Below are 22,546 nucleotides of genomic sequence, written 5' to 3' on the forward strand. Positions count from 1 at the left end.
TTCCTTTCTGAATTGTTATCTTTCAACCGTTATTGCAAGATCCGGGCACATTGTAGCGCACGCCTTGCAGCCGATACATTCCTCCTCATTAATAAGAGAGGCCGGATGATAGCCTTTGGCGTTGATCACATCAAGCTTAAGAGCAATGATATGCTTTGGACAAGAGTTTACACAAAGCTCGCAGCCCTTGCAAAGGTTTTCTTTAACAGTAATTTTTGCCATAACACTTTACCTCCTATCGCTAAATTAATTATATGTTTCAAAACGGAGGCTTAACTATTTGCTTGACCCTGTAAAGAGAGTCTAAGTTAAGTTCGCTGAAAACTTCCGGTTTTGCTGTTGTAAAGGCAAGCGGCAGGTTTAATATTTTTGCCGTTTCCTTTGCAAAATCAACTGAGGATAAAATATCTTCAGTTGTAGTAAGATGCTGAAGATGAGAATTGTTCACAACAGCCGTTGCTTTTACCCTTGCAGCGCTTTCTATTTCATAAAGAATTTCTGCACATTCTGAGGGTGTAGACGTAAGCGAACGGAATTTGTTGACCACATAGAAAATATCCTTGTCCGGATGCGCATTGATTTTTTTGGAATACCTGCCAAGTGCATATGCGCCGACATCATCACCGCCGACATCAACAACAACATAATCGTCGCTATTTTCAAATATTGTGTCCATAGAAGCAGGCAGAGAGGGATTATCAAGGTTTGTAGAAACGAAAACAGGCGCAACAACCTTTATCCCCTTTTCCTGCAAAAGCTCCTTATAGTCGCCAGTGCGGAAATATGGATTGACAACATCGAGATCTGCAATGGTTACACTTTTTCCTCTGCTTGCCAAATCAAGGGCAATATTGAGCGACAAATTAGTTTTGCCGCATCCGTAGTGACCTAAAACTATTGTAAGATGCTTAAAGTTTATCATTAAATCAAATCTTTTCCAGTGCCTGCTTGAAATCTGCAAGCAAGTCTTCAATATCTTCAATACCTACTGAGAGTCTTATCATATTCGGGCTTATGCCGCACTCCGCAAGCTGCTCGTCTGTCATTTGTCTGTGAGTAGTGCTTGCCGGATGCAACACGCTTGTACGTGCATCTGCAACGTGAACTACCATAGCCGCAAGCTCAAGAGATTCCATTAGCTTCTCAGCGGCTTTTCTTCCACCTTTTACACCAAAGGATATAACGCCGCTGCTGCCGTTTGGCATATACTTCTGAGCAAGACTATAATATTTATTATTCTCAAGTCCGGGGTAATTTACCCATTCGATTTTATCATTTTCATCAAGAAATTTTGCAAGAATCAGAGCGTTTTCACAGTGACGCGGAACTCTTAAATGAAGCGTTTCAAGTCCAATATTAAGCAGGAAAGCATTCATCGGAGCTGCCTGTGCGCCCATATCTCTCATAAGATGTGTTCTTGCCTTAACTATATACGCCGCATTGCCAAAGGTTTCGGTATAAACAACGCCATGGTATGTTTCGTCAGGCGTGGTCAGCATATCGTAGCCACCCTTAGCCCAGTCAAACTTGCCGCTGTCAACAATAACGCCGCCGAGGGCAACAGCGTGGCCGTCCATATATTTTGTGGTTGAATGGACAATTATATCTGCGCCAAACTCAAACGGATGGCAGTTGATTGGCGTTGGGAAGGTATTATCAACGATAAGCGGTACATTGTGGGCATGAGCACAGCGTGCGTACAGCTCAATATCGGTCACAACAAGCGACGGGTTAGCAAGGCTCTCTGTAAAAACAGCTCTTGTGTTATCCTTGAAAGCCGCCATAATCTCGTCTTCTGTTGCCGTCGGATTCATAAATGTGAATTCTATGCCTAAATCACGAAGGGTTTTGTTGAACAGGTTGAATGTTCCGCCATAAATAGCGCTGGCACAGACAACATGGTCGCCTGCCTTACAGATATTTGTTATAGACATAAGTGAAGCCGCCTGACCGGAAGCTGTAAGCATTGCGCCTACACCACCCTCAAGAGCAGCAATTTTCTTTTCAACTGCGTCCAACGTTGGGTTTGCAAGCCTTGTATAGAAGAAGCCGTCAGCCTCAAGGTCAAAAAGCTTTCCCATTGTTTCTGCACTGTTATATTTATATGTTGTGCTCTGAACAATAGGTATTACACGTGGGTCACCGTCATTAGGCTCATAACAACCCTGAACACATATTGTGCTTTTTTTCTTATCCATTTTATCTACCACTTTCCTATTTTATTTTATCTCAGACAAAAAGGCCTTTAATAATTCCTGTTATAAAATCCACTCCGCCGATAACGAGTGCAACAAGAAGAATGAACAGAACAGCTGAAATTACTCTTACGGCTATACGCTTGCCGGAGGACATTTCCTCGAACTCTTCAGTTTTAGGCGAAGAATTTTCTTGCACTTCATCCCCTGCACTCTCGACATATTCATCGGGGCTTACTGCATTTATTCCGATAAGTATTTCCATTGCTTTGTCATAAAACGAATACGGAACTTCAATTTTATATCTTGCATTATCAATTCCGGTTACAGCATTTGCAGATGCTTCTTTTTTCTCTGCTCTTTCGGCATATGGTATATCAGCGTCCTCAAGAGCGGCTGTGATTCTGTCCTTTTCTATTCCGAATGCGCTTACTATTGCAATATGGCTTGAATCGCTTATTTTTTTAGTCAAGACCTCATTGCAGTTTGGGCAAGCTCTTTTATCGTTATATAGTTTGTGACAACGATTGCAGTAATATTTCACGTTGCGACCTCCTTGTGCATCTCATAGCGTATACTATTATATCAAGATACGACAGATATTGCAAATTTGTGTACTATTAATTACATTATCCGATTGTTTTACCGTTCTGCTTTAACTTCTTAAGCTGCAAAAGAATTATATTTTCAACGCATTTTTTCATTCTTGAGCCTCTGAACAGCATAACTATTGCAAAACCGATGATGAGCATAGCGCAAACTGAAAGCAGAATAAGCAGCGGAATGTTTAAAGCGAAAACAGACGCAACTATTCCGTAGGCACACAAAGCCAAAAGGATAACGCACGGAACTACAATTTGGAAAATATAGTGCAGAAAGCCAAGCTGTACGCCGCCGAGGTTCGGCAGATAGCCGATTTCTTCCGATAAAACAACTCCGTTCGTCTTTACAAATAACTGCGGGAGGGAATATTTGCCCTGCCTTTTATCAAAGACGCTTCGGGAGAATTCAAAGCTCATTTCACCCGTCTGGTCGGACGAGGGCTTGAACGCTATCTTTTTCTTTATTCTTATCGGGTCAATATTTTCGTACCATGCACCTTTATCAAATACAAGGAAAAACAATATTGCAGTGAGTATCTCCTTGATAACAAAAATAATTCGATTTATCGGGCGCATTGTGAGGTTCTGGGGTACAAACTCTATATTAGCGTGACAGTTAATCTGCTCGCCGCAGTCAAACGAGGCAGAGCTTGAAAAGCTGTCAATAGGTCTTTTTTTGCCGTCACATTCAATCATAAAGGTGTCGGCTTTTTCTATATTTTTTGACGTAACTCTAAGAAACATTTTTCACCTCTATATTGTTATAATTTTGATTTACAAATCGGTAATACAGATTATTGCCGTGCCACCGCTGACACTTACCACAGCGTCATCAGTGGTAATAACATTGCTGACGCCGAGCGGGAATTCTGCTTTTAGGGTGTAGCAGTCAAGCGGATAGTAAAAGCCTGAAAGCGTAACGCCGCAGCTTTTGCAGGCAAAGGGAAAAATCGAAAAGGTTTTATCCTTTTGATTTTTAATGTGTATCTCCTCGTTTTCAAGAAGAAAAATTCTCGTTTTCTCGCTTAAAATTTCGCCGTTGCAGCCGTGATGCTTAAGATAAAGCAAAATCGAACAATTAGCAATCGTGTGGTCCTCTCTGCCCCCTGTTGCAGCAAGGAAAACAAAATTATTTATGTTTCTCTTTATTCCCTCACGAACAGCGTACATAGTATCTGTATCGTCCTTATGTACAGGCAAAATTACAGTTTCAACATCAGAACTCGGTACTGTTGAGGAGTCGAAGTCACCTACGATTAAATCAGGTGTTACTCCGGCTTTTTCAGCATATACATAGCCGCCGTCAGCACAGATTACAAAGTCATCCTGTGTTATTTGATTTTTAAAAAAGCATATATCTGCAAACGGAGCTGCTGATATTATAACGCACCTTTTCATTTCATTTCCCATTCCTTAAGGTCCTTAACCTCGTTATACATAGCAACATAGCTTTGGTGGCGTGATTTTTCTATTTTGCCGTTTTTAATTGCTTCAAGCACAGCACAGCCAAGCTCCTTTGTGTGTGAGCAGGAGGTAAAGCGGCAATCGTCAAGATACGGCTCAAACTCTGAAAAGCAGTGTACAAGCTCGTCCTTCTTAATTATTTCATATCTCTGCAAATCTACCGTCGAAAAACCCGGAGTATCGGCAACATAGCCCATTTCATTTTTATGAAGCTCAACCGTTCTTGTTGTGTGTCTGCCCCTGCCAAGCTTTTTGCTGATGTCGCCTGTTTCAGCAGCAGTTTCCGGCAGCATTGCATTTAAAAGTGTTGATTTTCCAACGCCGGAATTGCCTGTGAACGCCGTTATGCCTTTTGCAAGAATACGGCTTTTTAGCTCACCGGTATTATAATCCTTTGATGAAAAGCAAAGCGTATTTATGCCGGAATTAGAATAAATCCTGAATAGCTCGTCAGGCGAGCATAAATCCGTTTTGCTTATAACCAGCATTGGCTCAATTCCTTTTTTCACTGCCGTTGCAATCATTTTATCTATAATAAGCGTATTAGGCGTCGGTGAAATTACAGACGAAACAATAACGAGCCTGTCGATATTGGCTAAAGCCGGACGGACAAGTCTGTTTTTCCTCGGCAACACCTTCTCAATAACGCAATAACCATCATTCGGAACGCCAATTTCAACGTAATCGCCTACGCAGGGAGCGTTGCCCTTTAAACGGAATGCTCCTCTCGCCTTACATTCATATATCTTTTCGGCGGCTTCCACATAATAGAAGCCGCCGATTAATTTTGTTATAATGCCTTTTTCAGTTATCACAAAATCACCCAAGGTTTATTTTTGTTACAGTGCATTACCATGAATAGCCATTATTATAATTCCGGATCTGTCCACGCAGGCATATCCTCTGAATCTGTTTCAGACTCAGTTTCAGGCTCGGTTGTTTCCTCTGTCGGTAGAGTTGAATCCTCAACAAAATCATATTTAGCTGAGTTCACAATCTCACCCTTATTAAAGTCAATCTCATATTCACGGTAGAGATTTTCATTAAGTGATACCTGAACGTACACTGTGCCTTCGGCTGTAATTTTCACCTCATAGGTGCTGTTGTATTTTGGAATAACGTTCTGTGAGTATTCCTCGCTTACAACGCCGTCAATTGTTACTCGTACAAATACCTCTCTGTCAACATCCGCCGGAAGGTCAATATTGAGTGTACAGGTCTTTGTCTTGTCAATTCCTTTTGCAACAATAAGCTTTACCTTTTCGCCAACCTTATATTCAACATCGTATCCTGGGCTTTGAGCCAAAACGGAATCCTTTTCCTTGTCAACCTTTTCGTTGTATTCGTAGTCAACCTCGAAGCCGAGAGATTCAAGAGTGTACTTTGCAGAGTCAAGTGACTGACCGACAACATTCGGAAGCAACACAGTATCAGTTGTACGTTCACGGCTTACGAACACTTTGATTGGTGAGTCAACCTCAACCTCAGAGCCTGCCTTTGGAGAAGTGTCAAGAACCATATCAACGGCAGTGTCCGGATCTTCAACATAAACAATCTGAGCCTTAAGGTTCTTATCGTTCATTTTAGCAAGTGCATTATCCGCTGAATAGCCGTTTACATAAGGAACAGATACAACAGTGCTTGTACTGTTTACCGTGAGGGTAATTGTTGAACCCTCCTTAATCTGTTTTGAGCCTGATTCAGGTGACTGCTTTAAAATAGTGCCGATAGCCTGGTTCGGGTCAAAGGAATTTACTGTTTCAAATTTAAAGTCGTATTTTCCGCTGTTAATTACATCGTCAGAGTTCATTCCGACAAAATTCGGGATATCAACGGCGATTGTGTTCTGACTTTGGCAAGCCTGAAATGCACCGAGAATACAGCAAACTATTGCAACCAGTATAAATGCCGATATAATACCGGCAAAAATTGAACCGGCCGGCGATTTTGCCTTCTCTGCGTCTGCGGCATATTTTCCGTATTCGTCATTATATGCATCATCTGAAACGGAACCTCCGTTATCGTCAAATGAATCCGATAATTTTGATGAATTGCCCTTTGGAGCCATATACTTGTATTCAAACACAATAGATGGGTTCTGCTTGAACAGTTCAATATCATCAAGCATTTCCCTTGCGCTCTGATAACGAAGTGACGGATCCTTCTGCATTGCCTTGAGAGTTATCTCCGCAAGGCCGTCCGGAACATCCGGATTAATCTCCTTTATCGGCTTCGGAACCTCCTGCAGCTGCATAATAGCTACTGAAACCGCATTATCAGCCTCGAACGGAAGCTTTCCTGCGAGCATTTCATAAAGCATTACTCCGACAGAATAAATGTCGGTTTTTCCGTCGGTAAGCTCACCCTTTGCCTGTTCGGGTGCAATATAGTGAACAGAACCTATAGCCTTATCAGTCATAGTTCTTGTTTCAACACTGCTGAAGCGAGCTATGCCGAAATCCGTAACCTTGATTGTACCGTCCTGCAAAAGCATAATGTTTTGCGGCTTTATGTCACGGTGAACAATGCCCTTGCTGTGCGCATGCTCAAGAGCCTGCAAAATCTGAGTTGTAAAAAGCACTGCCTCTTTCCAGCTTATATTATTATCTTGTAATTCGATATACTCCTTAAGGGTGATTCCGTCGATATATTCCATTACAATATACTGAATTACATCACCAAAGCTAACGTCATAAACCTTAACAATGTTCTGATGATTCAAAACAGCAATTGCCTTTGATTCATTTTTAAAACGACGAATGAATTCATCGTTTGCAGAAAACTCATCCTTCAATATCTTTATTGCAACAGTTCTGTCATCAAGCGTATCATAGGCACGGTAAACCATAGCCATACCGCCTGTACCGATAAGCTCATGTATGTCATATCTTCCGTCAAGCTTTTTGCCCGAATATTTATCCATAAATTAATCTACTCCCAATTCTACAGAATTTGTAATTACTGCAACCGTGATATTGTCGCTGCCGCCTAAATCCTTTGCGGAGTTTACAAGCGCCTGCGTGTAATCCTCGCCGCTGTTTGTCCTTGACATTCTGACAAACTCGGCGGGCTTTATGTAGTTTGAAAGCCCGTCTGTGCAGATTACAACATAATCGTCATCCTTAAATTCGCTCTCTATATAGTCAAGATGAATTTCGGGAACTATACCTAAAGCACGGGTAATTATGTTTTTGTTTGGGTGAGCCATAGCCTGCTCTGAGGTAATTTCCCCCTTAGCAACCATTTCCTGAACAACAGAGTGGTCAATTGTCAGTTGCTTTATTCGCCTTCCCCGTATGCTGTAAACACGGCTGTCACCTGCATGAACTATGTGAAGCTTGTTGCCCTTTACAAGCACAAGCTCAACCGTTGTTCCCATTCCACGAAGCTCCGGATCGCCTTTCTGAATTTTATAAAGCTTATTGTTTGCTTTCTGAACAGACTCGGTAAGCAAATTGACAATATCTTCATCACTTAAGCTGTCCCTGTAACCTCTTTTTAATCTGCGTGATATTTCTTTAACCGCAACGGAGCTTGCAACATTGCCACCGTTTGCACCGCCCATACCGTCACATACAACAGCCCAGGCAGCATCTCCCGAAAAAACTCCGCCTGTGCAGGCGTCCTGGTTTGTAGATCTTACAAGACCTATATCACTTTTTAAAAATACTTCCAAGCTGTTACCTCCCTTTGGTTAACCGCCATATCTATATAACATAAATTGATTTATTACTTAATTATCTATTGTCGCTTTGCCTCTTAGCTGTCCGCAGGAGGCATTTATGTCCGAGCCGAGTGTACGGCGGATAGTTGCCGGTATACCGTGGCCGTTAAGATAAGCGCAAAAAGCATTTAGACTTTTTTTGCCGCTTTTTTTGTAGCCGGTTTTATCAACCTCATTAACAGGAATCAAATTAACGTGGCAGAGCATCCCCTTAAGCCTTGAACATAGAAGCCCTGCACATTCAACAGAATCATTCACACCGTCAATCATTGCATATTCAAAGGTTATTCTTCTGCCTGTTTTGTCAATATATTCCCTGCAGGCGCTCAACAGCGTATCAATAGGGAAGCGTTTATTTACCGGCATTGTTTTATTTCTAATTTCATCGCTCGGTGCATGCAAAGAGATGGACAGTGTTATCTGAAGCTTTAATTCAGCAAGCTTCAGTATCTTATCGGCAAGACCGCAGGTAGACAAAGCAATGTGACGCATACCAATATTCATTCCGTCATCTGACGAAACAAGGCTCAGAAACTTAACCACATTGTCAAAATTATCAAGCGGCTCGCCCATGCCCATTAAAACAACGTTAGAAATGCGCACGTTTTCGTCCTTCTCCATCGTCTGAAGCTGAGAAAGCATTTCGCCCGCTGTAAGGTTCCGGCGAAAACCACCCTGCCCTGTTGCGCAGAAGGTACAGCCCATTTTACAGCCTGCCTGAGTCGAAATACACGCCGAGTAGCCGTGATGATAGCTCATAAGCACAGCCTCGACATATTCTCCGTCTTTGAGCGAAAAAAGGTATTTTACTGTACTATCATAACAAGAAATCAACTTTTTTTCAATAGCTGAAGAGGATATATAATAAATTTCTTTGAGTTTTTCTCTGAGATTTTTGGAAATATTGAGCATATCATCGAAAGATTGCACATATTTTTTGTGAATCCATTGAAAAATTTGTTTTGCCCTATACTTTGGCTCTCCAATTTTTTCAAGAGCCAGCTCAAGCTCTTTTACGCTAAGCGACTTAATATCCTGCAATTTATTCACACCTTACAAATGCGCTGACAAAAAAGCCGTCAGTGTTATGCTCGCTCGGCAAAAGCGTCAGGCAGTTATCATTTTCCGGAATAACCCTTTTTATGGTTTTCGGCAGCTTAAGCTTAAGCGGCTTAAAACCTTCATTCTCCTTTAAAAATTTGTCCGATATATCGTTATTTTCAGCTTTATTGAGAGTACAGGTCGAATATAATAATACTCCGCCTTTTTTAACAAGTTGTGAAGATTTTATTAGTATTTTGTATTGCAGAGGCGGTAAAGCTGAAAAATTATCTGTGTTTTTGTATCTTATCTCAGGCTTGCGGCGAATAACGCCAAGGCCCGAACACGGAACATCGCATATAACCTTATCGGCTAACTCGTTTTTACTGTCTGACAATGCGTCACGGACAGCAGAATTGATTATATTAATGCCAAGGCGTTTTGCTGTTTTTTTAATAAGCTCAACCTTATGCGGGTGCAAATCGTAGGAATAGATTTTGCCTTTGTTTTTCATAAGTACGGCGGATTTAAAGCTTTTTCCGCCCGGAGCTGAGCAAACGTCAATTATAGTTTCACCTGCCTGCGGATTTAAAAGCTCAATTGCAATCTGCGACGCCTCGTCCTGAACATAGAAAAGTCCCTGCCTGAACGATTCAATCTCTTCAATAGAGCCTGTGTCAGACAGTTCAACAGAATTATTTGCAAGGTTTGAAAGCTGCGCCTTAACACCCTGCTTTAAAAGACTTTCAATAAGCTCGACAGGCGTTGCTTTAAGTGTGTTTACAGCTGCGGTTACAGGCGGTCTGCCAAACAGGGATTTTAAAATGTCCTCAGTTAGTTTTTCACCGTAGGAGCTGTCAAGAATTTTAATTATCTCAACAGGACAGGAATAGGTAAACGAAAGGCTGTCAAGACGGTTATTAGCAATATCGGGGGTATTGTATGCTTTATTCGCACGCAAAAAAGAGCGTAAAACACCGTTTATAAAGCCTGCCGATTTATTAAGCCTTAATGATTTACAAAGCTTTACAGCTTCGTTAACAGCCGCACTGTCCGGTATTTTATCAAAATACAAAATTTGATATAGCGCCTGCTCAAGAAGTATCAGCACTTTATCCTCAATTTTTCTAAGTGGTATGGTTGAATACTGTCGTATTATTTTGTCAAGAGTGAGCCTGCGCTCAAGCACGCCGTAAAATATTGCAGACGCAAGAGCAGCGTCACGGCGGTCAAGCTGTGACGCTTTTATGGCTCGGTTTATTTCTATATTTGAATATGCGTCGTTATAAAGCACGTTGTAAAGCGCCTTAAACGATGTTTTTCTGCTGTTTCCCATTTAGCCGCAGGCTCCCTTTAACTGTGATAATATTGAAATTTATCTTCGGTTGCTTCGTCCTGCCGCTATAACAAGCAAGCGCAGCAGGCTCATTATTGAAGCAAACGCAGAGGCAACATACGTCATTGCTGCAGCCGAAAGCACTGCCCTTGCGCCGGAATACTCGTCCTCGGCGCTTAGCATATTGGTTGACTTAATTGTTTGAAGGGCACGGCGGCTGGCGTTAAACTCAACAGGAAGTGTTACAATAGAGAACACAACGGTGAGAGAATACAGCACAATACCGATATAAAGAACAAAATCGTACTGAACCGGCAGGAAAAGTCCAACCAGAATTACAATCCAAGAAAGCTTTGAGCCGATGTTTACAACAGGCACAATTGCACTGCGGATTTTATTCGGCACATAGCCGACAGCGTGCTGAACGGCATGTCCTGCCTCGTGTGCGGCAACCCCGACAGCCGCAATAGTCGTACAGCTATAAACTGCATCAGACAGCCTTATGGTGTTTGTGCGTGGGTCAAAATGGTCGGTCAGCTTACCTCTGACGTGCTCAATTCGCACATTAGTTATTCCGTGTGAAGCTAACACATTATATGCAGCCTGTGCGCCTGTTAATGCTCTGCGGTTGCCGATTTTTGAATACTTGTTAAAGGCAGAATTAACTCTTGCTGAGGCTATGAACGAAATAATTATTGCCGGAACAATAAAAATCAGATAGGTTTTGTCAAAATAATAAAGACACATTAAAGTCAGCACCCCTCATTGAAATTTGTCTCCAATATTAAGCTTATGTCCATTTAAAAATGATTGGCTATCCATCCTTTTTTTGCCCTCGAGCTGAAGCTCGTCAATAATTACACTGCCGCATCCGCAGGCTACCGTTAACGGTGAGGTTGCAATTATCTCGCCCGGTGTTCCCTGTTTGTCTGAAAGGCGTGTCTGATGAATTTTAACTTTCTTACCGTTTATTGACGCAATTGCAACAGGCCAGGGACTTAAGCCTCTCACCTTGTTGTGCACCTGCTTTGCAGTGTCGCTCCAATTGATTTGGCAAAGCGACTTATCAAGCATAGGAGAATAGCAGGAGTCGCTGTCATTCTGCTTTTCACGCTTCGCAGTGCCGTTTTCAAGCGCCGTAAGTGTATCAACAATAATAGACGCTCCAAGCTGTGACAATTTATCATGAAGCTGACCTGCCGTTTCATTTTCGTCGATTTTGCATGAACGCTTCATAATCATATCGCCCGTATCAAGCCCCTCGTCCATATACATAGAGGTAACGCCTGTTTCAGCTTCTCCGTTTAAAACACTCCACTGTATCGGCGCAGCACCTCTGTATTTCGGCAGCAAGGAAGCGTGAACGTTTATGCAGCCGTATTTCGGCAAATCAAGAATAGCCTTTGGAAGTATTTTTCCGTAAGCTACAACAACTATGCAGTCTGGAGCTAACTCCTTAAGGATATTTAAGGCATCACCGTCCTTAAGCGTTTTAGGCTGAAAGACCGGAATATTGTGTTCAAGCGCCGTAACCTTTACAGGCGGTGGCGCAAGAGTGTAGCCTCTGCCCTTTGGCTTGTCCGGCTGAGTAAATGTTCCGATGACATCATAATCGGCGTTTATAAGCGCTTCAAGGCAAGGCACGGCAAAGTCAGGCGTACCCATAAATACAACTCTCATTTTACCACTCACTTTCTTGAAAGCTCGGCAGGGTCAATTTTTTTGATGATGTATTTTGTAAACAAAATTCCTTCAAGGTGGTCACATTCATGGCAGAACGCCTTTGCAAGCAAGCCCTCGCCGTTCATTGAGAACTCATTGCCGTGTCTGTCCTGCGCCTTAATTGTGGCGTACATTGGTCTGTTTGTTATTCCCCATACATCAGGGCAAGAAAGACAGCCCTCGACAGATTGCTGTGTTCCCTTTGTTTTGATAACCTCAGGATTAATAAACTCCACTACTCTTTCGCCCGTATCAATTACGACTACTCTTTTTAAAATGCCCACCTGCGGAGCCGCAAGACCAACACCGCCTGACTGAGCAAGCGTTTCCTTCATATCATCAAGAAGCTGAAAAAGGCGGTCATCGAATTTTTCAACGGTGCGGCATTTCTTTGTAAGAATGCTGTCGCCCTGTTTTACAATATTTCTGATTGCCACTGAAACCACATCCTTATAGTATTGATTCGGGATTAACGTCAACATATACCGTCACACGGGAATACTTGCTGATTTTCCCGAAGTCAATAAGAAGCTGTGACAGCATCGTGCGGAAATTCCTGCTGTTTTTATATTTTAAAACTGTTTTATATCTGTATTTATTGCTAACTTTTTTTACCGCCGCAGCAGTAGGTCCGAGCACACGAAGCGGAAGCTGTGGGTAGGTTTCCCTTGCACTTCGGCACAAAAGACGAGTACACTCCTTAGCGGCGTTTGCCGTTAACAGCTCGTTATCGCCGACAAAGCCTATCATACAAATATCGGAAAACGGCGGATACAAAAGGCTGCGACGCATTGCAAGCTCCGTGTTGTAAAATGCAAGATAGTCCTGCATAGCGGAAAGATTTATTACGTAGCTGTCAGGAGTGAATGTTTGAATAACTGCCCTGCCGGGGCAATCACCTCTTCCGGCTCTGCCGACAACCTGTGTAAGCAGTGAAAAGCTGCGTTCAAAGCTCCTGTAATCGTCACTGTATAATATCTGGTCTGCCGACAAAACGCCTACAAGCGTGACATTCGGAAAGTCAAGTCCCTTTGCAACCATCTGAGTTCCAATTAAAATATCGTACTCTCCTCGCTTAAACGAGCCGAGCAAAGTTTCGTGTGAATTTTTACGCATTGTTGCGTCGGCGTCTAGGCGGAGTATTCTTGCGCCTGGAAGCAGAGCCGCCAAGGTTTCCTCTGCCTTTTGTGTTCCTGTTCCCGAAAAACGCAGTCCGTGCTCATGGCAGGACGGGCATTTATCGGTTAAAGCAATTGAATAACCGCAGTAATGGCACATAAGGCGATTGTTAGCAGAATGATAGGTCAAAGAAATTGAGCAGTTGGGGCAGCTTACAACCTCCTTGCAATGGCGGCATGCGACAAACGTGTTGTAACCTCGGCGGTTGAGCAATAGAATAGACTGCTTGCCTTCGGCTAAATTCTCTTGCAGGCTTTGAAGCAAAACTGAGGAAACAACGGTTTTATTACCCTGCTCCAGCTCTATATTCATATCGGCAACAAGCACAGGCGGAAGCTGAGCCTTGCCGTAGCGTTTGCTAAGCGTAAAGAGAGAATACACTCCTGTTTGCGCCTTATAGTAGCTCTCAATGCTCGGAGTAGCCGAGGACAAAAGCAGCATACAGGAATTTTCCTTGCATCTGAACTTAGCAACCTCCCGTGCGTGATAGCGTGGAGTGCTTTCTGATTTATAGGTATATTCCTGTTCCTCGTCCATTATAATAAGTCCAAGGTTCTGAACAGGCGCAAAAACTGCCGATCTTGTGCCGATGGCGATTTTTGCTTCACCGCACCGCACCCTTTTCCATTCGTTTATTCTCTCGCCAAGCGATAATGCGCTGTGAAACACAGCTACACTACCTCCGTAGCGAGCCTTAAAAATATTGATAATCTGCGGCGTTAAGGCAATTTCAGGCACCATTACGATTATACCCCTGCCGTCCTTTGAAATCCTATCAATCAGTTTCATAAAAACCGAGGTCTTGCCTGAGCCTGTTACGCCGTACAAAAGCGACACACACGGCTTTTGGGTTTTGTATTTTTCACACAAGCCAAGGTAGGCTCTGTTTTGCTCCTGCGTCAGACTTATTTCCTGAACTGTTTCAGCATTAACTGACGGCTCAGCACTCTTGATAACCTCACGGTCAAAGTACCTTGCATAGCCCTTTTTCACAAGAGCGTCAACCACAGCCTTGGTGTATCCGGTAAAATATATTATTTCCTTTAAAGAAATTTCGCCCGCCATTTTCAGAAGCTCAAAAACCTCTTTTTGCTTTGGCGTAAGGGCGTCTGCTTCATCATCAAAGGTGCAAAGCTCAACCATTTTTTCGCTCAAATCACCGACACATCTTACTGCGCTTTCGCTTGATTCAAGCACACCGCTTTTGCAAAGGTCATCAAGGAGCTTTGTGTTAAAATCAAGCTCAAAAGCCGAGCATATTTCCTGCCGTGATACAGAGTGGTTTGCCGAGCCGACAAAGGAAACTATTGCCTGCTCAGTATCATCAAGTATAAGCTTTCCTTTGTAATCGGCGTTAAGACAATATGTTTCCTTGATTTTATAATTGAAGCCTGCCGGCAGCATTGCCCTTGCCGCCTCGTAATAGGTGCAGAAATACTGCGATTTGATAAACGCCGCAAGCCTTAACATCTCATCTGAAAGAAGCGGTTCCCGATCTAAAACGACTGATATTTTTTTTAGACTTTTTGTACTGTCGCCGTCACCGCTGAAAACGTCAAAAACAATGCCCTGACGTTGCTTTCTTGACTTTCCGAACGGTACAAGCACACGACAGCCGATAACGTTTTGCGCAGCGATATCTTCACCTATTTCGTAATCAAATAGCTTATCAAAGCCAAAGGCGGCGTTTTCAACCGCCACCCTGCAAATTTTCTTATTAATATCAGTCATTTACGTCCGGTTCAAGTATGCCGTAACGATGCTGTTTAAAATCCTCAACAGCCATCAATACAGGCTTCTTATCAGTAACAATACCTTCGTCATGAAACTCGGCGGCAATCTCTCTTGCTCTTTTTGCAACGCCAACTACCAAAGCGTATCTTGTTGTTCTGTTTGCTAACATATCGTCAATTGAAGGTCTTATCATATTCATATCAAAAATTCTCCTTTATATAATCCTGCATATTTGCGCTTTTCAGCTTTTCACTGTCTATAATATTTAAAATATCACTAACACACTTGTTCATTTCGCCGCAGATAACTACATAGTCATATTTATCCGCATATTTAAGCTCCTCATAGGACTGAGCCAAACGTGCAAGGATAACCTCCTCGGTTTCGGTTCCTCTGCCTCTCAGGCGCTTTTCAAGTGACTCTCTGTTTGGCGGAATAAGAAAAATTGAAATCGCATCAGGCATCTTCGCCTTTACCTGCGCACCACCCTGAACCTCTATTTCAAGGATAATATCCTCACCGCTGTTTATGCACTGCTCAATATACTCCTTTGGCGTGCCGTAAAGATTATCGCAGTACATAGCATATTCAAGCATCTCGCCGTTTTTAATCTTATTATTGAACTCATCACAGGTAAGATAAAAATAGTTTACCCCGTGCTGTTCACCCGGTCTTGGTGAGCGTGTTGTCGCCGAGATTGAAAGCTTCAAATCAGGTCTTGCTTCAAGCAACGCACCAACTGTTGTACCTTTTCCCGACCCTGACGGGCCTGAGATTATAACAGCTCTTCCTTTATTATTCATTTTCATCTGCCACCTTTGCGCTTTTGTTTTCAAAGCTCTCGGCAGTTTTTGCCGACAGCACTATCATATCGCAGTCGGTTATAATAACCGATTTTGTTTTTCTGCCATAGGTTGCGTCAACCAGCGTTCCTTGCTCCTTCGCATCCTGCACCATTCTCTTTATCGGTGCGGAATCAGGAGATACTATTGCAACAATTTTATCAGCCGACACAAGATTTCCGAAACCAATATTGATTAACCTCATAAATTCACCCCGAATTACTCGATGTTTTGCAGCTGCTCCCTGATTTTTTCAAGCTCGCCCTTAATTTCAACAACAATATGGGCAAGCTGTGCGTCCTGAACCTTTGAGCCTATCGTGTTTGTTTCACGGTTCATCTCCTGCAATATGAAGTCAAGCTTTCTGCCGATTGGTTCACTGCTGTCAAGCATAGCAAACATTTGGTCAAAGTGACTGCGTAGTCTTACTGTTTCCTCAGCAACTGCAACCTTGTCGGCAAAAATAGCCGCCTCGGTAAGAATTCTCTGCTCGTCAATATTTACTCCGCTGAGTATCTCCTTGAGCCTCTCTTCAAGTCTTTGGCGGTACTTTGTAACGGTTTCGGGGGATTTTTCCTCAACCTTTGAAACAAGCGATAAAATCGTTTCACTGCGGCTTAGAATGTCCTCCTTCATCTTAACGCCCTCATGTTCCCTCATTGTGATGAAACTTTCAAGCGCACTGTCCAAAACAGTTTTTACACTCTGCCAAACGGCGTCCTCGTCTTCAGGAGCTTTATGCACCGTGAAAATATCGTTAAAGCGCATAATATCGCTCACAGAGATTTCGCCGGCAAGACAGTAGCTTTCCTTAAGTTCCTTGAGTGCGGCAACATAGCCTGAGGCAAGAGAGTGATTAACAGACACATTCGCCTGCTTCTCCTCACAGTCGGTTATAGACACAAAAACATCAACCTTGCCCCTTGTGACCGATTTCTGGATATGAGCCTTTAGTTTTTCCTCTAAAAAAGCATAACCTCTCGACACACGGCAGCCAAATTCAAAATAGCGGTGATTAACGGACTTTATTTCTACCGTAATTTCCCGTCCGTCAAGCTTTTTCTCGCTTCTGCCGAAGCCTGTCATACTTCTTACCATTTTACCATCCCATTCGCTATGGCGCAGTACACCAATTTATAAACACTATTATAATACCATTTTTTGCATTTAATTGCAAGGCTGAAAAAACATAAAAGTGTAAATATTGAGCTTAATATTGATAAAAGCATTTGTTTGCTATATTATAGTATTACACTATTTTTCTGCGAGGTGACTGACTATGAAAAAAATATTGCTTATCACAACAGGCGGAACAATCTCCTGCGGCAGCGGCAACCAAGCCCTGTCCCCTGCGCTGTACGGCGCTGAGCTTTTACATTTTATCACAGTTGACAGCGGCGTTAATATTGATTACAGCGACCTTTTATTTATTGACAGCACCTCTATAAAGCCTGAGCATTGGGAGCTTATTGCTGACGAAATAACAGGCAAGGCTGATATATATGACGGATTTGTGATAACTCACGGAACTGACACGCTCGCATATACAGCGGCTATGCTTTCGTTTTTATTGTGCAAGTTAAACAAGCCTGTTATAATCACAGGCTCGCAGAAAACTATGTTTGAAGAAAACAGCGACGCACCCGACAATCTTACAAATGCAATTAAAGCCGCCTGCTGCGGTATTTGCGGAGTGTATATTGTGTTCGGCTCACGAATAATTTACGGTACTCGTGGTTACAAAGAGGAAACAGGAATTGGTGACGGCTTCGTGTCTGTCAACAAGGATTATGCGGGAAGAATAAAAAACGGCACAACACGCTTTTTCTGTGAAAACACAGGCTGTTTATACACAGGTGAACTGCCGTGCAGTAAAGAAAAAAAGCTTGACGCTAAGGTAATTTCAATCAACATTACTCCCGGAGATAACGGAGAGGTTTTAAAACTTTGCTCGGACTGCGGATATGACGGTATTGTGCTTTGCGGCTACGGCACAGGAGGACTTCCGAATAAGGCGTGGGAGGATGCGGTTGAATATGCTGTACAAAAGGGAGTTTTGCTTGTTATGGTTTCTCAGTGTCGGCATGGCGTCATCATTCCGTCGAGGTATGCCGTTGGGAACAGCTTAGAACGGTTAGGAATAATTTCTGCCTGTGATATGACCTTGGAAAGTGCCTACTGCAAGCTTTTGTGGCTTTTGAGCGTTTGCGAAAATCGCATCAAAGCGGCAAGGCTGTTTGCAAAAAATATATGCGAAGAGATAAATTTGGCTTAAATATGCCGCAACCGAGGTATTTCAACAGTTGCAAAGAGATAGAATTTGTGATAGAATAATTAGCGACAATTTTTTCGGGAGGATTTATATATATGTCAGGACATAATAAATGGAGTACAATTAAGCAGAAAAAGGGTAAGAATGACGCCGCAAGAGCAAAAGTTTTTACAAAAATCGGCAGAGAGCTTGCTGTTGCAGTTCGTGACGGAGGCAGCGCAGACCCAAGCGTAAACTCAAAGCTTCGTGACTGCATTGCAAAGGCTAAGGCAAACAATGTGCCGAATGATAACATTGAAAGAATCATCAAGAAGGCGTCAGGCGAGGGCAACGCTAACAACTACGAGGCTATTACATACGAAGGCTACGGCCCGGGCGGAATTGCTGTTATAGTTGAAACTCTGACAGACAACAAGAACAGAACAGCAGCTGACGTTCGCCACGCATTTGACAAGCACGGCGGAAACTTAGGTACACCCGGATGCGTTACATTTATGTTCGAGAAGAAGGGCGTTTTGGTTATTGACCGTGAGGAATGTGACCTTGACGAAGACAAGGTTATGGAGGACGCTTTAGAGGCAGGTGCAGCAGATTTTCAGGCTGACGATGATGTTTTTGAGATTTTCACAGAGCCTGACGATTTCTCCGGCATTAACGAGGATTTAAGTGCTAAGGGCTATACCTTTGCGTCAGCTGAGGTTGAAATGGTTCCGAGCACCTACACAAAACTTACCGATGAGGATCAGCTCACAAAGATGCAAAAGCTTCTTGATATGCTTGAGGACAATGATGACGTTCAGAACGTATGGCATAACTGGGAAATGGAATAATAATTTAAACTAACTTTTGGCGGGTGCTTTTGCACTCGCCTTTTTACGGTGACTATGAGAGAAATTATAATTAACAAAAACGATTCGGGACAGCGGCTTGACAAGTTTTTGTCAAAGCATTTTACAACTATGCCCAAATCTATGATGTATATGTATTTAAGAAAAAAGTGCATAAAGGTAAACGGCAAAAAGCCCGATATTTCGCTTAAGCTTAATCAAGGCGATGTTATAACGCTCTACATTAAGGACGAGTTTTTTGACGCTAAACCGAAGAAAAAGCAGTATGACTTTATGAAGGCACCAAAACAAATTGACATAATATATGAGGATGAAAATATAATAATCGTTGACAAAAAGCAGGGCGTTCTTGTTCACCCGGATGGAAGCTACCATTTTGACAGCCTTGTTACAAGACTTAAACACTATCTTTACAGCAAAGGCGAATATGACCCCGAAAGTGAACAGAGCTTCTCACCTGCCTTTGCAAACAGAATTGATCGCAACACAGGAGGTCTTGTTATAGGCGCAAAAAATGCAGAGGCTTTGCGTGAGCTGAATTTAAAAATTAAAAGCCGTGAGATTGAAAAGCTGTACCTTTGTGCAGCTCACGGACATTTTGACATTAAAGAGGACACCCTGAGCGCATATATGATTAAAAACGAAAAGCAAAACAAGGTTAAGGTATTGCAAAAGCCTGTTGACGGCAGCAAGACGATGATAACAAAGTACCGTGTTTTAGAAGAAAGAAACGACAATACCTCGCTTTTGGAGGTTGAGCTTATCACCGGCAGAACTCATCAAATAAGGGCGCATCTTGCAAGCATAGGACATCCGCTTTGCGGAGATGTTAAGTACGGCAAAAGAGAAAACGTTGACAGCGACTACAAATATCAGGCTCTGTACGCATATAAGCTTAGGTTTGATTTTAATGAAAGCGGCGGCGTTCTTGACTACCTCAACGGCAGAGAGTTTGAGGCTAAGAATGTCCATTTTGTGATGAAGTAAATTATAAATATAAGTGAGGTATAACAATGATTATTCTTGCTTCGGCTTCTCCACGCAGGCAGCAGCTTTTATCTTTAATATGCGACAGCTTCACGGTTGAGCCTGCCAACATAGACGAGTGCATAACAGAGGATATTCCACTTGAAAAAACACCTGAGTATCTTGCGTTAAAAAAGGCTGAGCATATTCACTTAATGCATTTTAATGATATTGTAATAGGCTGTGATACGGGAGTATTCATAGGCGGCATTATGCTTGGCAAGCCGAAAACAAAAGAAGAAGCCTGCAAAACCCTTAAAATGCTCTCAGGCAAAGAGCACAAGGTTATCACAGGCTGTTCTATATATTACAGAAATGAGGTTATTTCTTTTTCACAGACAACGGCTGTCGAGTTTTTCACACTTTCAGAAGATGAAATCAATGCGTATGTTGACACAGGAGAGCCGATGGATAAGGCAGGCGCTTACGGTATTCAAGGCAAAGGAGCTGCGCTTGTCAAGAGTATAAACGGAGATTACTACAATGTTGTCGGCTTACCTGTTGCGGCGCTTAAAAGAAGGATTGAGGAGATTATATAAGATTTTGATTCTGTCACTGCGATGAATCCTCTTCAGCTTTTAAGAAACAAGTCAAATTAATATCATTGCCTGCGTTAACACAAGTCATCTTTATCATATTATGCTATACACAATGTACGGATTATCGACGGAAAATATATTGATTTTTGCGCAGAATATGTGGTATAATTACATTTAGAGGTGAATTCAATGAAGATTTCCACAAAAGGTCGGTATGCGCTGAGAATGCTGCTTGACCTTGCTATACACGCTGACGGCGGATATGTTGCACTGAAGGACATTGCAAAACGTCAGGGAGTTTCAAAAAAATATCTGGAGCAGATTGTTCCGCTTCTTAACGGAGCTGATTATCTACAAACAAACAGAGGTTATCAGGGAGGATATAAGCTTTCAAAATCGCCGGACAGCTATACTGTCGGCGAAATTCTGCGTACAACTGAGGGAGGTATCGCCCCTGTTTCCTGCTTGGAACAGAATCCGAACTATTGCGATAGAAGCGGCGAATGTATGACGCTTAATATGTGGAAAGGTCTTTATAAGGTTATGACTGATTACCTTGACGGTATAACATTACAGGACTTGATTGACAGTCAAAGTGAAGAAGCCTTTGATAATTACTCTATATAATCAAGAATAATTTTATCCGGAATACGCTTTGCAGTATTTCGGATTTTTGTTTTGTAGGTATTTTTACATCTTATAACGCTTAAACTACATAATAATTCATATATTTTCCATAAAACTCAAATCCACTCTTTAATTTACAAAAAACTTGTGTTATAATCAACTTATTATCTTACGAAAGCAGCTTGGTGAATTTTGATGGCAAAAAAAGGGAAGGTTTTAAGTACAGGCAACGGAAGGTTCACTGTTATTTTTCGTGTTCTTTGTTTTTTAGTAGCAGTAATTGCTGCTGCTGTGTTGCTTTCTGCCTGTTGCAGCACAAACGGTGAAAGTGCTATTATGGTGGTTTCAAGTACGCCTATTACTGACGGAGAGGAGCTTGCTGTTCCGTCAGCTGTAAAGCTTGAGTTAAGCTCAGACAAAAGAAAAATAAAACTCAACTGGAGTGAATCAAAAAATGCAACCGGCTATGAGGTGTATATGTCTAAGGACGGTTCAAACTATGAGCACCTGATTTCCACAAACCAGTTAAACTACGAAACTAAGGAGCTTAATACCGGTGATACATATTATTTCAGAGTAAAGCCGTATAACTCTCGGACAGGCTATGACACTGTATACGGCGAAGCAACTGATAAGTCCGTTACCTGCATTGAAAGCCAGCAGATTGACGGATATGACGTTGGCGACACATACATTCATATTGACATTGACAAGCAGACTATGTGGTTCTACAAGAACAACAAGCTTCTTGTTGAAACACCTGTTGTCACAGGCACAGCAGGAGCCTGTGACACCCCGACAGGATATTTTGAGGTTAGAAAGCTTGCGTCACCTGCTCACCTTATGGGGCCTACTTGGGACGTAACCACACAATACTGGGTTGGAATTAATGTATCAAACGATATAGGTCTTCACGATTCACAGTGGAGAGATACCGGCTACGGCGGCGATATTTATACTTATCAGGGTTCAAACGGCTGTATTAACACTCCGCTTGATGCAATGAAGAAGATATATGAAAATATTGTACTCGGAACGCCGGTTGTCATCAGCGGCACCGTTAAGGTCCCGGACACAGGCAGCAGCGGTTATATAGTTGAAACAACAGATGACACTCAGCCTACTGATGAATACACATCAAGTGATGACACAACATCATATGATGAACCGCAAGATGAAACGTCCTCATCATATGATTATTCTGACGGGGATAGCGGTTACTCGGGCAGTGACGATGACGGTTACTCGGACAGTGGCGACGGTGGTTACTCGGACAGCGGCGATAGCGGTTACTCGGACAGCGGTGACGGCTATTCAGACGGCGGCTATTACTAAAACTGTAATAAATATTTAAAATCAGACAGCGTCAGATACGGTTAATCCGATTTGCCGCTG

Annotated in this window: 25 protein-coding genes; 6 read left to right on the top strand and 19 right to left on the bottom strand. The window is 42.5% G+C overall.

Translation table 11 applies throughout. The annotated features are described in order from the left end of the window. Positions 1 to 15: 15 nt before the first annotated feature. From GMA13_RS06135 to GMA13_RS06225, 19 genes are all read right to left on the bottom strand, one after another. On the bottom strand, positions 16 to 222 hold the full coding sequence (locus GMA13_RS06135) for a 4Fe-4S binding protein (protein ID WP_255883200.1): 207 nt from the start codon (positions 220 to 222) through the stop codon (positions 16 to 18). A gap of 37 nt (positions 223 to 259) precedes the next feature. Continuing rightward, positions 260 to 922, bottom strand: coding sequence for a cobalamin biosynthesis protein CobQ (locus tag GMA13_RS06140; protein ID WP_255883201.1), 663 nt, complete (start codon positions 920 to 922; stop codon positions 260 to 262). A 4-nt stretch (positions 923 to 926) separates the two neighbouring features. Beyond that, the gene (locus GMA13_RS06145) at positions 927 to 2,198 is read right to left on the bottom strand and encodes an O-acetylhomoserine aminocarboxypropyltransferase/cysteine synthase family protein (protein WP_255883202.1); all 1,272 of its coding nucleotides are present in this window, start codon (positions 2,196 to 2,198) and stop codon (positions 927 to 929) included. A 31-nt stretch (positions 2,199 to 2,229) separates the two neighbouring features. Next, entirely contained in the window at positions 2,230 to 2,739 is a 510-nt protein-coding gene (locus GMA13_RS06150) for a hypothetical protein (RefSeq protein ID WP_255883203.1), read from the bottom strand. Between the two features lie 85 nt (positions 2,740 to 2,824). After that, on the bottom strand, positions 2,825 to 3,541 hold the full coding sequence (locus GMA13_RS06155; protein WP_255883204.1) for a hypothetical protein: 717 nt from the start codon (positions 3,539 to 3,541) through the stop codon (positions 2,825 to 2,827). 30 nt (positions 3,542 to 3,571) lie between these two features. Then, positions 3,572 to 4,207: a thiamine diphosphokinase gene (locus GMA13_RS06160; RefSeq protein ID WP_255883205.1), complete on the bottom strand. Its 636-nt coding sequence runs from the start codon at positions 4,205 to 4,207 to the stop codon at positions 3,572 to 3,574. Continuing rightward, positions 4,192 to 5,076, bottom strand: a complete 885-nt coding sequence (rsgA, locus tag GMA13_RS06165; protein WP_255883206.1) for a ribosome small subunit-dependent GTPase A — start codon at positions 5,074 to 5,076, stop codon at positions 4,192 to 4,194. The genes GMA13_RS06160 and rsgA overlap by 16 nt, the downstream gene beginning before the upstream one ends. 53 nt (positions 5,077 to 5,129) lie before the next feature. Next, entirely contained in the window at positions 5,130 to 7,184 is a 2,055-nt protein-coding gene (gene pknB, locus GMA13_RS06170) for a Stk1 family PASTA domain-containing Ser/Thr kinase (protein WP_255883207.1), read from the bottom strand. A gap of 3 nt (positions 7,185 to 7,187) precedes the next feature. Continuing rightward, positions 7,188 to 7,937 (bottom strand): Stp1/IreP family PP2C-type Ser/Thr phosphatase, encoded by a 750-nt coding sequence (locus GMA13_RS06175; RefSeq protein ID WP_255883208.1) that lies wholly within the window; start codon positions 7,935 to 7,937, stop codon positions 7,188 to 7,190. 57 nt (positions 7,938 to 7,994) lie between these two features. Continuing rightward, positions 7,995 to 9,035, bottom strand: coding sequence for a 23S rRNA (adenine(2503)-C(2))-methyltransferase RlmN (rlmN, locus tag GMA13_RS06180; protein WP_255883209.1), 1,041 nt, complete (start codon positions 9,033 to 9,035; stop codon positions 7,995 to 7,997). After that, the gene (gene rsmB / locus GMA13_RS06185; RefSeq protein ID WP_255883210.1) at positions 9,028 to 10,362 is read right to left on the bottom strand and encodes a 16S rRNA (cytosine(967)-C(5))-methyltransferase RsmB; all 1,335 of its coding nucleotides are present in this window, start codon (positions 10,360 to 10,362) and stop codon (positions 9,028 to 9,030) included. Before rsmB ends, rlmN begins: the two co-directional genes overlap by 8 nt. A gap of 39 nt (positions 10,363 to 10,401) precedes the next feature. Continuing rightward, positions 10,402 to 11,109 (bottom strand): zinc metallopeptidase, encoded by a 708-nt coding sequence (locus tag GMA13_RS06190; RefSeq protein WP_255883211.1) that lies wholly within the window; start codon positions 11,107 to 11,109, stop codon positions 10,402 to 10,404. A 15-nt stretch (positions 11,110 to 11,124) separates the two neighbouring features. Then, on the bottom strand, positions 11,125 to 12,042 hold the full coding sequence (gene fmt / locus GMA13_RS06195) for a methionyl-tRNA formyltransferase (RefSeq protein ID WP_255883212.1): 918 nt from the start codon (positions 12,040 to 12,042) through the stop codon (positions 11,125 to 11,127). A gap of 8 nt (positions 12,043 to 12,050) precedes the next feature. Beyond that, positions 12,051 to 12,521: a peptide deformylase gene (def, locus tag GMA13_RS06200; protein ID WP_255883213.1), complete on the bottom strand. Its 471-nt coding sequence runs from the start codon at positions 12,519 to 12,521 to the stop codon at positions 12,051 to 12,053. Between the two features lie 13 nt (positions 12,522 to 12,534). Beyond that, on the bottom strand, positions 12,535 to 14,994 hold the full coding sequence (gene priA / locus GMA13_RS06205) for a primosomal protein N' (RefSeq protein WP_255883214.1): 2,460 nt from the start codon (positions 14,992 to 14,994) through the stop codon (positions 12,535 to 12,537). Then, positions 14,987 to 15,196 carry a DNA-directed RNA polymerase subunit omega gene (gene rpoZ / locus GMA13_RS06210; RefSeq protein ID WP_255883215.1) on the bottom strand — a complete coding sequence of 70 codons (210 nt, stop codon included), beginning with the start codon at positions 15,194 to 15,196 and terminating at the stop codon, positions 14,987 to 14,989. The genes priA and rpoZ overlap by 8 nt, the downstream gene beginning before the upstream one ends. 1 nt (position 15,197) lies before the next feature. Further along, positions 15,198 to 15,800, bottom strand: a complete 603-nt coding sequence (gmk, locus tag GMA13_RS06215; RefSeq protein ID WP_255883216.1) for a guanylate kinase — start codon at positions 15,798 to 15,800, stop codon at positions 15,198 to 15,200. After that, positions 15,793 to 16,044, bottom strand: a complete 252-nt coding sequence (locus tag GMA13_RS06220) for a DUF370 domain-containing protein (RefSeq protein WP_255883217.1) — start codon at positions 16,042 to 16,044, stop codon at positions 15,793 to 15,795. Before GMA13_RS06220 ends, gmk begins: the two co-directional genes overlap by 8 nt. A 14-nt stretch (positions 16,045 to 16,058) precedes the next feature. Further along, entirely contained in the window at positions 16,059 to 16,937 is an 879-nt protein-coding gene (locus tag GMA13_RS06225) for a YicC/YloC family endoribonuclease (RefSeq protein ID WP_255883218.1), read from the bottom strand. Positions 16,938 to 17,118: 181 nt separating this feature from the next. Between GMA13_RS06225 and GMA13_RS06230 the strand changes: the two genes are divergently transcribed. The 6 genes from GMA13_RS06230 to GMA13_RS06255 all read left to right on the top strand — a co-directional run bounded on the left by GMA13_RS06230 (position 17,119) and on the right by GMA13_RS06255 (position 22,486). Further along, positions 17,119 to 18,114 (top strand): asparaginase, encoded by a 996-nt coding sequence (locus GMA13_RS06230; RefSeq protein ID WP_255883219.1) that lies wholly within the window; start codon positions 17,119 to 17,121, stop codon positions 18,112 to 18,114. A gap of 92 nt (positions 18,115 to 18,206) precedes the next feature. After that, entirely contained in the window at positions 18,207 to 18,941 is a 735-nt protein-coding gene (locus tag GMA13_RS06235) for a YebC/PmpR family DNA-binding transcriptional regulator (protein WP_255883220.1), read from the top strand. Between the two features lie 54 nt (positions 18,942 to 18,995). Next, positions 18,996 to 19,946, top strand: coding sequence for an RluA family pseudouridine synthase (locus tag GMA13_RS06240; RefSeq protein ID WP_255883221.1), 951 nt, complete (start codon positions 18,996 to 18,998; stop codon positions 19,944 to 19,946). Positions 19,947 to 19,972: 26 nt separating this feature from the next. Then, a complete protein-coding gene (locus GMA13_RS06245; RefSeq protein ID WP_255883223.1) occupies positions 19,973 to 20,524 on the top strand; it encodes a nucleoside triphosphate pyrophosphatase in 552 nt (183 codons plus the stop codon). 189 nt (positions 20,525 to 20,713) lie between these two features. Next, entirely contained in the window at positions 20,714 to 21,151 is a 438-nt protein-coding gene (locus GMA13_RS06250) for an Rrf2 family transcriptional regulator (RefSeq protein WP_255883226.1), read from the top strand. 195 nt (positions 21,152 to 21,346) lie between these two features. Beyond that, entirely contained in the window at positions 21,347 to 22,486 is a 1,140-nt protein-coding gene (locus tag GMA13_RS06255; RefSeq protein WP_255883227.1) for a L,D-transpeptidase, read from the top strand. Positions 22,487 to 22,546 lie beyond the last annotated feature (60 nt).

Origin of the sequence: Ruminococcus sp. zg-924, assembly GCF_024433635.1 — a bacterium.
GTDB lineage: Bacteria > Bacillota > Clostridia > Oscillospirales > Acutalibacteraceae > UBA7067.